Below are 14,470 nucleotides of genomic sequence, written 5' to 3'. Positions count from 1 at the left end.
AACTAAGATGGCACAACATTATCGAGTTGGTCGGCTAGAACAAGAAATTCAACGCGAAGTCGATGATATTTTGTTAAAGCGTGTCCGTGATCCCCGGGTTGCGGGACTCACCATTACTGGTGTGACCGTAACGGGTGATTTACAGCAAGCCACCATTTACTACAGTATTTTATCTGACAAAGCGTCGGATGGTGAAAAGACGGCAGCTGGCCTGGAAAAGGCAAAGGGCTTAATTCGGAGTGAATTAGGTTCCCGGCTGAGCATCTATAAAACACCAGAACTCATTTTTGAACGGGACCATTCTGTTCAATATGGGAGTCATATCGACGAACTAATCAATAATTTAAAACGTCAGGATTAGCCTGATGACTTTAAGCCGCCACGAACTTTCGTGGCGGCTTTTTTTGTGCTAGTGGTAAACTATTAGGCTTAACTGTTGACAATAAAGTAACAACTAGTTATGATAATGGTTGTGCTTAATAAAACAACAAATAATGGTTTAAAAGAAAGAAGACGTTTAATTATGAAATACGCAATTTCAGCAGCAACTGGTCGTTTTGGTCAAATTGTCATCAATGAACTTTTGAAGACGGTCGCACCGTCCGACGTCATCGCAATTGTCCGGAACCCCGAAAAAGCAGCAAAGGTCCTTCCAACGGCGATTACGGTTCGCCAAGCCGATTACACGGATGAACCTGCGCTAGAACAGGCCCTGGCCGGTGTTGACCGCTTCCTGTTTATTTCATCAGTACCAGGTGGTGCCATTTCACGGGAACAACAACATCAAAACGTCGTTACGGCTGCCAAAGCAGCTAGTGTCGGCTACATTGCCTACACGAGTTTTGCTAAAGCGGACACGGCCAAATCTGCGTTATCCACGGATCACGTTTTTACTGAAAAACTGATCAAGGATAGTGGGATGGCTTATTCATTCCTACGTAACGCTTGGTATTTGGAAAATGAAACGTCTTACTTACAAGCTGGTGCCGCTGGAAAAGATGCCATTTACGCAGCTGGTGATGGCAAGGTCAGCTTTGCATTGGAACGGGAATACGCCGTTGGTGCAGCTAAAGTCTTATTGTTGGCAGATCCAAAGGCAGTCTACGAATTTGGTGGGCAACCACGTTCGTACGCGGACTTAGCCCAAGCAATCAAGCGGGCAACGGGACGCGACGATTTCCAGTTCAAAGCAGTTAGTCCCGCTGAGTATCAACAAGCTCTGATTGCTGGTGGCATGGATGCTAACATGGCGCCAGTGATGGTTAGCATGCAAACAATGATGGCTGATAATGAATTAAACGTCAGTTCTGACGACTTGGCAACGGTCTTAGGCCACCCGTTGACCCCAATTGAAACGGCAATTAAAGAGATCTTAGCGCGGTAACTTATGATTAGCTGTCAACGGCATCTTCGGGTACAATGAATAAAGATTAAAATGGGTTACAGGGGAGGTGCCAGTTGCATGAAATACTCTTATAAATTGAGCGATGCTATTCACGTTTTGGCGTACGTCGCAATTATTGATGATCAAAAGATCACTAGTAACGATATTGCGGCTAGTATTGAAGCTAATGCTAGCGTTGTTCGGCGACTAATGGCTGATTTGAAACGTGCGGGATTGTTGAGCAGTCAAGCTGGATCGGCCCGCCCCCGGTTAGCCAAACCTGCCGATGAAATCACTGTGCAAGACGTTTTTAAAGCCGTTGAAACCAATCACGACCTGTTACATGTGGATCCGCGGACAAACATGGATTGTCCGATTGGTGCTAACATTCAGCAAACGTTGGATAGTCTTTACGACCGGGTCCAGGCCGCAGCGGAAGCAGAAATGGCGCGCCAAACGTTGGCTGATGTGATTAATGGTATTCAGACTCGGCGGGCACAAATTAGTTAGTCAGAAAGCTGTCATCATTTACGGTGATGGCTTTTTGTGCGTTTTCGCAGTGTGGTATACTGAGAAAAGTTATTTTAAAATGAGGAGCAGTCTAAAATTATGCCAAACGGAATTTTACCGCTATATAAACCTCGTGGTCTAACGAGTTTTGACTGCGTGGCTAAAATCAGAAAATTATACCAAACGCGTAAGGTTGGCCATTCGGGTACCTTGGATCCCAATGTCGATGGCGTTTTGCCAATTTGTATTGGCAACGCTACCAAGGCCGTACAGTTTTTAGTGGCTTCAGGAAAACAATACCAAGGAAGCATTACCCTCGGATTTGCAACGACGACCGAGGATCTTGACGGTGATGAGATTGACCGTAAAGCCATTACAACGCCGTTTACGACTGAACAGATCGACGCGGTTCTTCAGCAGATGACCGGTGAACTGACCCAGATTCCACCCATGTTTTCAGCTGTGAAGGTCAACGGTCGGCGGCTGTACGATTACGCCCGTCACGGTGAGACCGTCGAACGGCCCGTTCGTCACATCACCATCACCAGTTTTGAGCAACGCAAACCAGCGACGTACGATACGGAACAGCAGACCCAGACCATCTACTTTACGGTCGCTTGTAGCAAGGGGACCTATGTGCGGACACTCGCCGTTGACGCGGGGAAAGCTTTAGGCGTTCCAGCCGTCATGAGTGATCTAACCCGTTTAAAGAGTGGTGGCTTTACGCTGGATGAGACGGTGACCTTTGAACAAATTGCTGAGCGAGTCGCCGAAGGAACGGAAGACGAGCTGCTATCACCAATCGATAAGGCGCTCAGTCAATATCCACGGATCACCATTGAAGATGAGCTGTGGTCTAAAGTAAAAAACGGGGTGTGGCTGACGGCGCAAGATTTACAAATAACAGCGCCAGATGCGAGCCCAATGGTTGCGTTGATTTATCAAGACGGCCTAAAATGTCTATATAGTTATCGACCAGATGAACAGCGGTACAAGCCGTTTAAAATGTTTGCGGTCAATTAAGGAGTTCTTTTTCATGCAGGTGATTAATTTACAGTACCCGGTGGATTTCAAGCAAATCCCCGCTGGTCCAAGCGTCCTCGCTCTTGGTTTTTTTGACGGGGTACACCAGGGCCATCAACAAGTCGTTGCGACCGCTAGAAGAGCCGCACGCGCAAAGCAGGCACAACTAGCCGTGATGACGTTTGATCAACACCCGTCCGTCGTCTTTGGAAATGCTGATCCGCAACACGTGCGGTATTTGACAACGGTGGATCAAAAAGCAACGTTAATGGCGGAAATGGGCGTTGATATCCTTTATGTGTTGCACTTTGACCGTGTCGTTGGGGCGTTACCACCCCAAACGTTTGTTGATCAATTGATCGTGGGCTTACATGCCCAGACGGTGGTCGCCGGTTTCGACTACACGTACGGTCCTAAGAACGTTGCAAATATGCAACACTTGGGTGAATATGCGCAGGGACGGTTTGACATTATCGAAGTGCCAAAAGCGGTTCTTGGTGATCAAAAAATTAGTTCAACGCGAATTCGAACGGCGTTGGATGCGGGTGACATTGACCTCGCCAATGACTTGCTCGGTTACCAGTACGAAACGGCTGGTGAAGTGGTTCACGGGGAAGCCCGCGGCCGGACCCTCGGTTTTCCAACGGCTAACGTTGCCCACGGGAGCAATGCCCGGGTACCAGGCATTGGGACGTACGTCACGATGGTCCAAGTAGGCAATCAGTGGGTCATGGGGATGGCATCCGTTGGGCGTAACGTGACGTTTGGTGATGACCGGCCCATCACGGTTGAAATCAACTTACTCAATTTTAGTGGCGATATTTATGGCCAGACGGTGACGGTTCGCTGGGCACACCGGATGCGCGGGGAAGTTAAGTTTGCTAGCGCGGATGAATTAGTCGACCAGTTGAAGCGTGATGAACAGGAGACGCGTGACTATTACGTGGCGCACCCATTTCTAGTGACGCCCCGGTTAACGGCAGTGCAACAACAAAAGCAATCAAAAACGGAGGAAGCATAATGGCAGCGACGGATAAAATCTTTCAACATGGTACTTTAGGATTGTTAGTTCCCGGTTTGTTCGACGGAACGATTACGGCCGGTGAATTGCTGACCCATGGGGATACTGGGATTGGGACGCTTGATGGTTTGAACGGGGAAGTAATTATCATCAACGGCCATGCCTACCAAGCACGTGAGGATGGTCAGGTACGAGAAATCGCTTCTGATGAGACCTTACCGTTTGCATCGGTCCACTTTGAAAAGCCCGATATCAGCGCGCCAATTGAAACGACGAACCAGGCGGACTTTGAGACCCAAGTTGTCCGTGATTACCGGTTAAGAAACGTTTTCGCTGCAATTCGGATTGACGGAACGTTTAAAACCATTAAGACGCGGGTAGCGCCAAGACAGCAGCCGCCTTATAAGACGTTGGTTCAAGCGACGGCAACTCAGCCCGAGTTCAGTGGGGAGCACGTTCAGGGGACCATTGTCGGCTATTACGCGCCGCAGCTCTTTCAAGGTGCCACGGTCGGTGGGTTCCACTTACACTTTTTGAGTCAGGACCATCAATTAGGCGGGCACTTATTAGGCTTTGAAATTGAACAAGCCGAATTGAAAATTCAACATTTTGCTGATTTTCAAGTTCATTTGCCAATTGATAACGAGGCCTACTTACAAGAAGAATTTGATAACGAAACGATCGACCACGCCATTAACAAGGCGGAACGTTAAGCAAACGACCTTTTGGCTATAGTGGTATAAAAATAACGGTTCAGAAATTTTACTCAACAGATTTCTGAACCGTTATTTTAATTTGGCTTAATTTCGGTTTTGGGTAAAAAAATTAGCACGATTTGCGTTTATTATTAGCACTCTAATAATAAGAGTGCTAATATAGACGTTGTGAAAGGGAAAAGGTCATGGTAAGGGTGCCAAGTATCAGCTAGTTTTGCTAAATCTTGTTTCAAAATCATCATGGCTAGACCACCGTTTAGCAAGGGATTGAGACCTGATTCAATTAGTTGGTAGTGGATATAAAAAATACTTTGCCCTTCCTTGACTTTCACCTGAAGGGTTGTTATATTAGTAATTGTGTTAGCACTTAACTTAACAGAGTGCTAAAAAGAGGTGATGATCACGTTAACTGAACGACAAAGCCTGATTTTGAAGGCCATTGTTCGTGACTATACCGAAGGCGGTAATCCCGTTGGATCCAAGTCGCTGGTGCAAGAGTTGCCAGTGAAGGTCAGCTCCGCAACCATCCGTAACGAGATGGCACGACTTGAAGACCTTGGGTTGATCGTTAAGACGCACCTATCATCAGGTCGGATTCCATCTATTAAAGGGTATCGGTACTACGTTGACCATATTTTGAAACCAGAAAAGGTTGACGGTCAAGATTTGAAAGTCATCCAGCATTCGTTGGGTGGCGAGTTCCATAAGATCGACGAAATTGTTGCGCAATCTGCCGACATCTTGTCACAATTGACTAGTTACACGACGTTTACGTTACGACCAGAGTTAAAAGATAGTCGGTTGAGTGGGTTCCGTCTCGTGCCACTTGGCAACCATCAAGTGATGGCGATCCTTGTGACGAACAACGGCGACGTTGAAAATCAGACGTTTACGATTCCCAATGATTTATCTGGTGATGAGCTCGAACCGGTTGTTCGGTTTATCGATGATCAATTGATTGGCCTGCCGTTACAAGACGTCCTGCAAAAATTACAAAAGGAAATCCCACTGAAGCTTGCGAAGTACTTGCAAGATCCTAAGGGGTTCTTAGATATTTTTGGCAGTGTATTGTCCAAGGCAGCCTCTGAACGATTCTACGTCGGTGGTAAGTTGAATCTTTTCAACTATACGAGCCAACAGAATCCGCGAGAATTGCAGTCATTGTACTCGTTGCTTGACCAAACGGACAACTTAGCGAATGTGATTGGGCCACCTGGTCAACACATTCAGGTTCGTATCGGTAATGAGATCACCAACGATTTGTTGAAGGATTACAGTTTAATCACTGCGACGTACGATGTTGATCAGCACGGTAAAGGGATGATTGCCATCCTGGGCCCGACAGCGATGCCGTATTCGCGGATGATTGGACTGATGGGTGCGTTCCAACAGGAGCTTGCCCGCAAATTATTAGATTATTACCGGTACTTTGACGAGTGACGGACAGGGAGATGAAAGCATTGGCTAAAGAAACAAAGAGTGCTGAAGCAGCTGAAGAAACAACTTCAACGGCCACCAGTACGACTAGTGAAGCTAGTCAAGCCGCGACTTCGACTGCCAGTGAAACAGCAGGTGCAGCGGACAAACAGTCGGCCAAAGATCCACGCGATGAACAGATCCAAAGTTTGAAAGATCAGCTTAATCAAAAGGATGACCAGTTACTTCGTGCCCAAGCGGAAATTGTGAACATGCAAAACCGCAACAAGAAGGAACAGGCCGCAATGATCAAGTATGATGGTCAATCGTTAGCTAAGGATGTTTTACCCGTTTTGGATAACTTGGAACGGGCATTATCAACGCAGGCAGACGACGAGGCAGCACAACAGTTGAAGAAGGGCGTTGAAATGGTCTATGGTCATTTACAAGACGCTTTGAAGAAACACAGTGTTACCGAAGTGCCAGCTGATGGTGAGAAGTTTGATCCAAACGTTCACCAAGCTGTTCAGACAGTACCTGCTGACAAGGATCATCCGGCTGATACGGTTGTTCAAGTCTTACAAAAGGGTTACCTTTTCAAAGACCGGACGCTCCGCGCAGCAATGGTCGTTGTCGCACAATAAATAATTAAAAATAAAAATAAATTAAAAAGAGGTTTGTTGATTTATGGCAAGTAATAAAATTATCGGTATTGACCTCGGGACGACGAACTCTGCAGTTGCCGTTCTCGAAGGTAATGAACCTAAGATTATCACAACTCCTGAAGGTGGCCGGACGGTCCCATCAGTCGTTGCGTTTAAAGATGGCGAAACTCAAGTTGGTGAAGTTGCCAAACGGCAAGCAATCACTAACCCTAACACTGTTTCATCAATCAAGCGTCACATGGGTGAAGCGGGCTACAAAGTAAATGTTGATGGCAAGGACTATACGCCACAACAAATTTCTGCGATGATTTTACAATACATCAAGGGCTTTGCTGAAGACTACTTGGGTGACACGGTTGAAAAGGCCGTTGTAACCGTTCCTGCATACTTTAACGATGCGCAACGGCAAGCAACCAAGGATGCTGGTAAGATTGCCGGCTTAAACATCGAACGGATTATCAACGAACCAACCGCCGCTGCATTGGCTTATGGTTTGGATAAAACCGACAAAGATGAAAAAATCTTAGTCTATGACCTTGGTGGTGGGACTTTTGATGTTTCCATCCTTGAATTAGGCGACGGGGTCTTTGAGGTGTTATCAACCAATGGTGATACGCAACTTGGTGGTGACGACTTTGACCAAAAGATTATCGACTGGTTAGTTGCTGACTTTAAGGCTAGCAACGGTGTCGACTTATCCCAAGACAAGATGGCCTTACAACGGTTAAAGGATGCTGCTGAAAAAGCTAAGAAAGACCTTTCAGGTGTTTCTGAAGCCCAAATCAGTTTGCCATTTATTTCTGCCGGCGCAAACGGCCCATTACACTTGGAAACCACGTTAACTCGTGCCAAGTTTAATGAATTAACGGCTGACTTAGTTGAAAAGACGCGGATTCCTGTTGAAAACGCGTTGAAGGATGCTAAGTTATCTGCCAGTGATTTGGACGTTGTGATCTTAAACGGTGGGTCTACTCGGATTCCAGCCGTTCAAGACGCCGTTGAAAAGTGGACTGGCAAGGAATCAAACCACTCCATTAACCCTGACGAAGCCGTTGCTTTAGGGGCTGCCGTTCAAGGTGGTGTCATTACTGGTGACGTTAAAGACGTTGTTTTACTTGACGTTACGCCACTTTCCCTTGGAATTGAAACCATGGGTGGGGTCTTCACTAAGTTGATCGATCGGAACACGACGATTCCAACAAGCAAGTCCCAAGTCTTCAGTACTGCTGCGGATAATCAACCTGCCGTAGATATTCACGTTTTACAAGGTGAACGTCCAATGGCTGCTGATAACAAGACGCTGGGCCGTTTCCAATTAACGGACATTCCAGCTGCACCCCGTGGTGTTCCTCAAATCGAAGTTAAATTCGATATTGATAAGAACGGTATCGTGAACGTTTCCGCTAAGGATATGGGCACGAACAAAGAACAAAAGATTACCATCAAGAGTTCATCGGGTCTTTCTGACGATGAAATTGATCAAATGGTCAAGGAAGCTAAAGAAAACGAAGACGCCGACAAGAAGCGTAAAGAAGAAGTTGACTTGAAGAACGAAGTTGACCAATTGATCTTCACGACTGACAAGACGTTGAAGGAACTCAAAGGTAAGGTTTCTGATGAAGAAGTCAAGAAGGCGCAAGATGCCCGTGACGCTTTGAAGAAAGCCCAAGACGACAACAATGTTGACGAAATGAAGGCCAAGAAGGACGACTTGAACAAGATCGTGCAAGACTTGTCAGTTAAACTTTATCAACAGACCCAACAAGCTGAAGGCGCAAAAGCTGGCGCTGATGGCAAGGCTGCTGATCAAGGTAAGAGTGACGATGACAATACGGTTGACGGTGACTTCGAAGACTTAGATAAAGATAAGGATAAGAAGTAATACCGAGTAAACAAAAAAGGCCAGGGCCGCGCGGTCTTGGCCTTTTTGCTTTAAATATGCTAATATTAATGAGACTTTAAAGGGATCATTAGGAGGTTACGATGGCAGAACAAGACTTATATAAGGTTCTGGGTGTTGAAAAAGACGCCAGTCAGGATGAAATCAAAAAAGCTTACCGCAAGCTTTCAAAGAAGTATCATCCCGATTTGAACCACGAACCCGGTGCAGAAGAAAAGTTTAAAGCTGTCAATGAAGCGTATGAAACGTTAGGTGATCCGCAAAAACGGAGCCAGTACGATCAATTTGGATCCGCTGGCGGGCAGCAAGGTTTCGGTGGTGGCGCTGGCGGCTTTGGCGGTCAAGACTTTGGTGGTTTTGGCGGCGGCGGTGGTTTCGACGACATCTTCAGTCAGTTTTTCGGTGGCGGGGGCGGTGGTAGCCGCCGTCCTAACCCGACGGCGCCGCAACAAGGCCGCGACTTACAATATGAGATGACGCTAGAATTTGAAGACGCCATCTTTGGTAAGAAGACTAATATCACCTATAACCGTGAAGAACAATGTGAGACTTGTGGTGGTTCCGGTGCTAAGCCAGGGACTTCACCAGTTACTTGTTCTAAGTGTCACGGGAGCGGGTATATTCAAGTTCAAACGAATACACCACTTGGTCGCATGATGAGTCAGCAAGTTTGCGACGTTTGTCATGGGACTGGGAAAGAAATCAAAGAAAAATGTGCAACCTGTGGTGGTTCTGGTCATACTGAACAGAGCCATTCCATCAAGGTTACCGTTCCTGCTGGGGTTGAAGAAGGCCAACAAATGCGTCTTCAAAACCAAGGTGAAGCTGGGGCTAATGGGGGTCCTTACGGGGACTTGTTCATTATTTTCCGGGTTGAACCTAGCAAAGACTTCGAGCGGGATGGTGCGACGATTTACTTCAAGTTACCAATCGATTTTGTACAAGCCGCGTTAGGTGACGAAGTTGAGGTCAAGACCGTGCACGGTGACGTTAAACTCAAGATTCCAGCCGGCACCCAAACGGGCACAACTTTCCGCTTACGTGGGAAGGGTGCACCGCGGTTACGGGGTAATGGTAATGGTGATGAGCGGGTAACCGTCGCAATTGAAACACCGACCCATCTAAATAAGGGACAAAAAGAAGCTTTGAAGACTTTTGCCAAAGCCAGTGGTAAAACCGTTGCTGGTAATGGAAAGAGTTCACTTTTCGATAAGTTACGTGGTGTTTAAGGGTTTCTTAACCTTTTCAGCACTGTACAAATGAAATTTGATCAAAGGGACCGTCCAACCGACACCAATCGGCTGAATGGTCCCTTTTGTTGTGGGTACCCGCAAGTGGCCACTACCGTTTATTAACTAACCTTTCAGAGTGCTTGATTTGAGACAAACCGTTTCGTTCTGCTGTAATTGGGATGCGGTCCAGTGCTAGAATTAATCAAGGAGGTAAAGGAAAGCCAATCTTTGTGGGGGATGGTTTAACGGTTATGTTACAAAATCGTTACAGTAATGTCAGTGGTTAAAACGGACGTGCAGGGTTTTTATCCTTTTCGAATGGAGTTGTGAATTTGCTAGGATGATTGTTAGAATTATCCTTGAACTTAGCGTACTCGCAGTGAAGCTATACGCGGATCAAAAAGAGTCCGTGATAAATTAGACTAGTGGGGAAGTTAATAATTTGAAGTCAAATAAGGGATTAATCGTAATCGTTCTTGGGCTGTTAGTGCTTGGTGGTGCCGGAACGTGGTTTGTTCGACACCAAGCACGCACCGCAAAGACCGAGCAAATTCAACGCAAAAAGAAAAAGACGGCCAAGGCCGTTGCAAAGAAAAATTCGCAACTGAGTCGTAAAGTTAACCGAACAGAATTTGTGAATACAAAGTCGCCGAAAAAACAAATTACTAAGACGCTCGAATTGAGCCATTTTGTTGGGACGGCGCTGGTCATCAAAAATGATCAGGTGATTTACCAAAAAGGATTTGGATACGCTGATCAAGCGATGGCAATCAAGAACACGCCAGCATCTAAGTACCAAATCTTATCGATTCAAAAGTCGATTACCGCGGTGGGCATTATGCAACTGGTTCAAGCGGGAAAGATGAAGCTAAGTGATCCGGTGACGAAGTACTATCCAACTATCAAGTACGGTCGCAATACGACCATTCGTCAGATGTTAGATATGACGACCGGTTACTGGTTAAAAAAGGGCTCTAAGAAGCCGTTATCTGAAGCACAAACGGTTAATTACGTCTTAGATCACATGGTTTATCGTAAGCAAAAGGTCGGCATCTTCAACTATTCCGCGGCGAACTACGTTTTACTCGCTGGGATTATTCGCAAGGTATCCGGTCAATCTTACCAACACTTTATTAATAAACAGATTATTCATAAGCTGGGATTGAAACACACCGGTTTTGTGGTTAACGGGATGGGAACTAATGCGACGACGGGCTACAAAGCGTCGGCTAAGCAAATTCTCCCTAAGTATAAACACCAAGAGCATGAGACGAAGGCCCAAATGCATAGTGAACTTGGTACTGGTCAGATTTATATGTCGACCGGTGACCTATTCAAAGTTGAAAGTGCAATTTTAAAGGGCAAGTTGATCAAGAAGGCCAACGTCGCGATTCTGCATACGCGGACCGCGACCGGCGAATATGGCGGTGGGGTCTATAACATCAGTAACGGGATCCGCTCACACGGGTTGGGTTACGGCTATGAGTCCGACGTCCACGTTTCGGCAGATGGTCGAAGCGGCGTGGTACTACTCAGTAATTACCGACGCCGTTCGGCTAGTATCGAATTTGCCGCCAACAAAATATTTAGTGAATTAATGATTGGTGATTTATAAACGCCATTGGGATGAATAATTTGAGGAGGTGAAGGCATGTTCGCAAAATTGAAAAGCTGGTTTCAACGTCCGGTGGTTCAATTCATTGCGCTAACAGTATTTTATTTTGCTGTCATGCTGGCTTTGGTTTACCTATACGGGTACAGTGGGATCAACCAGGCCAAGTTCATTTACAATGAATTCTAGTAGGTGGACGCGTTAATTTATTGTTTGGGGGAAATTAATAATGATTAAAAATGTCATCAAAACAATCGATGATTACGCACGGACGCAACCCACTAAAGTGGTGTATGACGTCCAAGGCGTACAGCACACGTATGCTGAATTAAAAGCTTATTCAGACGCACTAGCAGCGCATTTAGATACCTTAGATTTACCAGCCAAAGCACCAATTATTGTCTTTGGTGGGCAAACCTTTGAAATGATTGCCACCTTCTTAGGCGTGGTTAAGTCTGGTCGGGCTTATATCCCGATTGACACCCATTCGCCTAACGAACGGTTGACGATGATCAACGAAATTGCAAAGCCAGCGGCGGCCATTGCCGTTGTTGATTTACCAACTGGTGTCGGCACGACGCCAGTGATTACGCCAGATCAATTGGACGCCATTTTCAAGACGACCGTTGATTATCAGGCTGATCATGCGGCCGAGGGAGACGATGATTACTATATTATCTTTACTTCCGGGACTACTGGTAAGCCTAAAGGGGTTGAAATCAGTCACGACAACTTATTAAGTTACGTTAACTGGATGCTCAGCGATGATTTTGGTCTACCAAAGCAACCAAACTCATTATCGCAACCACCGTATTCTTTTGATTTATCCGTGATGGATCTTTACCCAACCCTTGCAATGGGTGGGACGCTCTACGCGTTACCAAAGGCGGTTACTGATGACTTCAAGCAATTATTTGCCGCTTTACCAACGTTGCCAATCAACGTTTGGGTCTCAACGCCATCGTTCATGGATATCTGTTTGTTGGAACCCAAGTTTGATGCTGAACACTTACCAAGCTTGACGCACTTCTTGTTCTGTGGTGAAGAATTGACGCATAAGACCGCGGCAACGTTAAAGAAACGTTTCCCAGATGCGCGGATTTTTAACACTTATGGTCCAACTGAAACGTGTGTTGCGGTGACCCAGATCGAAGTTACTGATGACGCGTTAGCTAAGTTTGACCGGTTACCAATTGGTTACGCTAAAGCTGATACTAAAATGATGATCGTTGACGAGGACGGTCACGAAGTTCCTAACGGTACGGAGGGCGAGTTAATTATTTCTGGCCCTAGCGTTTCAAAGGGTTACTTGCACAATCCTGAAAAGACTGAAAAAGCGTTCTTCAGCTTAGATGGTCAACGCGCTTACCATTCCGGTGATATCGGGACGATGGATGACGATGGGTTGTTCCGTTACCGGGGCCGGGTCGATTTCCAAATCAAGATGCACGGTTACCGAATTGAATTGGAAGAAGTTGACCACTTCTTAGGACAACAACAACATATTAAACAAGCCGTTGCGGTTCCAAAATATAATAAAGAGCATAAAGTCACACAGATGATTGCCTACGTTGTGCCGAAGTCAAATGATTTTGAAACGGATTTCGCGCTGACAACGGCGATTAAAAAGGACCTTCAAGGAATGATGATGGAATACATGATTCCCCAACGGTTCGTCTACAAAGAGAGCTTGCCATTAACGCCTAACGGTAAAATTGATGTCAAGTCGATCATTAAAGAGGTTAATCCAGAATGATGTCTTTTGACCCATACGGTAACCCGACGTACTTTGTATTGCTCTTTATTGCGTTGCTACCGTTAATGATTGGTCTACTTTACGGGCGACGTTCGCACGTTTACGAATCGATCATTTCATTCATTTTCTTACTGTTAACGTTCGGTGGTGTCAAATGGCATACCGGGATTGCGTTAATTTGTTACCTGATTTACCAGATCACACTGGTGTGGCTGTATTCCAAGTATCGTCAGCGACCGGATTCACCCAATAAGGGTTGGATCTTTGTGGTCAGTGTTATTTTGGCGATTGCTCCGTTAGCGGCTGTTAAAATCACGCCAGCGGTCAGCCATGGCGCTAGTTCAATCATTGGTTTCTTGGGAATTTCTTATTTAACCTTTAAAGTGGTTCAAACCATCATGGAAACTCGTGATGGTGTGATTAAAGAGTTCCATCCGGTCTTGTTCGGGCAGTTCTTACTGTTCTTCCCAACCATCTCATCTGGTCCAATCGACCGTTATCGGCGGTTTGTTAAGGATTATGATAGTGTACCAACCCGGAGTAAGTACTTGGGATTAGTTGAAAAAGGGGTCCGCTATATTTTCTTGGGCTTCCTTTACAAGTTTATCCTGGCTTACATTTTTGGGACCCGGATGTTACCCGTTGTTGAACACGCTGCTTTACAAGCACACGGTATTTCATGGGCGCTTGTCGGTGTCATGTACGTGTACAGTATGGACTTGTTCTTTGACTTCGCCGGTTACAGTTTGTTTGCCGTCGGGATCAGTTACTTGATGGGTGTGGAAACACCAATGAACTTTAACCAACCTTTCAAGTCTAAGAACATCAAAGACTTCTGGAATCGTTGGCACATGACGTTGTCATTTTGGTTCCGTGACTTTATCTACATGCGGTTAGTTTTCTTCTTCATGAAGCATAAGGTCTTCAAGAGTCGGATCACGACTGCCAACGTTTGTTATGTCATCAACATGCTGATTATGGGGTTCTGGCATGGGGAAACGTGGTACTACATCGTTTATGGGCTGTTCCATGGTTTGGCAATGGTCGTCAACGATGCCTGGCTACGTTACAAGAAGAAGCATCAGGCGCAGATTCCGTCCAATAAGTTTACGGAATACTTTGCGATTTTCCTGACGTTTAACGTGGTTTGTTTCAGTTTCTTGATTTTCTCAGGATTCCTGAACACGTTATTCTTCACAGCTCGGCCATAAATTTAATTTAAGGGAGTAATTTAT

14 protein-coding genes are annotated in these 14,470 nt (G+C 45.9%); all 14 read left to right on the top strand.

The window, feature by feature from the left end; all coding sequences use genetic code 11:
- Positions 1-7: 7 nt before the first annotated feature.
- The 14 genes from rbfA to dltB all read left to right on the top strand — a co-directional run bounded on the left by rbfA (position 8) and on the right by dltB (position 14,446).
- Positions 8-361 carry a 30S ribosome-binding factor RbfA gene (gene rbfA / locus AAA939_RS04125; RefSeq protein ID WP_338209392.1) on the top strand — a complete coding sequence of 118 codons (354 nt, stop codon included), beginning with the start codon at positions 8-10 and terminating at the stop codon, positions 359-361.
- Positions 362-523: 162 nt separating this feature from the next.
- Positions 524-1,384, top strand: coding sequence for an NAD(P)H-binding protein (locus tag AAA939_RS04120; protein WP_338209390.1), 861 nt, complete (start codon positions 524-526; stop codon positions 1,382-1,384).
- Between the two features lie 78 nt (positions 1,385-1,462).
- Entirely contained in the window at positions 1,463-1,894 is a 432-nt protein-coding gene (locus tag AAA939_RS04115) for an Rrf2 family transcriptional regulator (protein ID WP_338209388.1), read from the top strand.
- Between the two features lie 99 nt (positions 1,895-1,993).
- Positions 1,994-2,917: a tRNA pseudouridine(55) synthase TruB gene (gene truB, locus AAA939_RS04110; protein WP_338209386.1), complete on the top strand. Its 924-nt coding sequence runs from the start codon at positions 1,994-1,996 to the stop codon at positions 2,915-2,917.
- A gap of 13 nt (positions 2,918-2,930) precedes the next feature.
- Positions 2,931-3,938, top strand: a complete 1,008-nt coding sequence (gene ribF, locus AAA939_RS04105) for a riboflavin biosynthesis protein RibF (protein ID WP_338209385.1) — start codon at positions 2,931-2,933, stop codon at positions 3,936-3,938.
- The gene (budA, locus tag AAA939_RS04100) at positions 3,938-4,651 is read left to right on the top strand and encodes an acetolactate decarboxylase (RefSeq protein WP_338225933.1); all 714 of its coding nucleotides are present in this window, start codon (positions 3,938-3,940) and stop codon (positions 4,649-4,651) included. The genes ribF and budA overlap by 1 nt, the downstream gene beginning before the upstream one ends.
- A 399-nt stretch (positions 4,652-5,050) precedes the next feature.
- Complete coding sequence (hrcA, locus tag AAA939_RS04095) at positions 5,051-6,094, top strand: heat-inducible transcriptional repressor HrcA (protein WP_338209381.1); 1,044 nt, start codon at positions 5,051-5,053, stop codon at positions 6,092-6,094.
- 11 nt (positions 6,095-6,105) lie between these two features.
- Complete coding sequence (grpE, locus tag AAA939_RS04090) at positions 6,106-6,714, top strand: nucleotide exchange factor GrpE (RefSeq protein ID WP_338209379.1); 609 nt, start codon at positions 6,106-6,108, stop codon at positions 6,712-6,714.
- A gap of 43 nt (positions 6,715-6,757) precedes the next feature.
- Positions 6,758-8,617 (top strand): molecular chaperone DnaK, encoded by a 1,860-nt coding sequence (gene dnaK / locus AAA939_RS04085; RefSeq protein WP_338209377.1) that lies wholly within the window; start codon positions 6,758-6,760, stop codon positions 8,615-8,617.
- 101 nt (positions 8,618-8,718) lie between these two features.
- The gene (gene dnaJ, locus AAA939_RS04080; protein WP_338211316.1) at positions 8,719-9,864 is read left to right on the top strand and encodes a molecular chaperone DnaJ; all 1,146 of its coding nucleotides are present in this window, start codon (positions 8,719-8,721) and stop codon (positions 9,862-9,864) included.
- Positions 9,865-10,309: 445 nt separating this feature from the next.
- Positions 10,310-11,482, top strand: a complete 1,173-nt coding sequence (locus AAA939_RS04075; RefSeq protein ID WP_338211314.1) for a serine hydrolase domain-containing protein — start codon at positions 10,310-10,312, stop codon at positions 11,480-11,482.
- 36 nt (positions 11,483-11,518) lie between these two features.
- Positions 11,519-11,668: a teichoic acid D-Ala incorporation-associated protein DltX gene (locus AAA939_RS04070; RefSeq protein ID WP_003640708.1), complete on the top strand. Its 150-nt coding sequence runs from the start codon at positions 11,519-11,521 to the stop codon at positions 11,666-11,668.
- Positions 11,669-11,708: 40 nt separating this feature from the next.
- Positions 11,709-13,235 carry a D-alanine--poly(phosphoribitol) ligase subunit DltA gene (dltA, locus tag AAA939_RS04065; RefSeq protein ID WP_338211309.1) on the top strand — a complete coding sequence of 509 codons (1,527 nt, stop codon included), beginning with the start codon at positions 11,709-11,711 and terminating at the stop codon, positions 13,233-13,235.
- Positions 13,232-14,446, top strand: coding sequence for a D-alanyl-lipoteichoic acid biosynthesis protein DltB (gene dltB / locus AAA939_RS04060; protein WP_338211308.1), 1,215 nt, complete (start codon positions 13,232-13,234; stop codon positions 14,444-14,446). Before dltA ends, dltB begins: the two co-directional genes overlap by 4 nt.
- The last annotated feature ends 24 nt before the right edge of the window (positions 14,447-14,470 follow it).

The sequence above is a fragment of the Lactiplantibacillus paraxiangfangensis genome, assembly GCF_036246185.1.
GTDB classification, from domain to species: domain Bacteria; phylum Bacillota; class Bacilli; order Lactobacillales; family Lactobacillaceae; genus Lactiplantibacillus; species Lactiplantibacillus paraxiangfangensis.
Note: the sequence above shows the minus strand (reverse complement) of the source record. Positions and strands in the feature narration are given on the sequence as shown.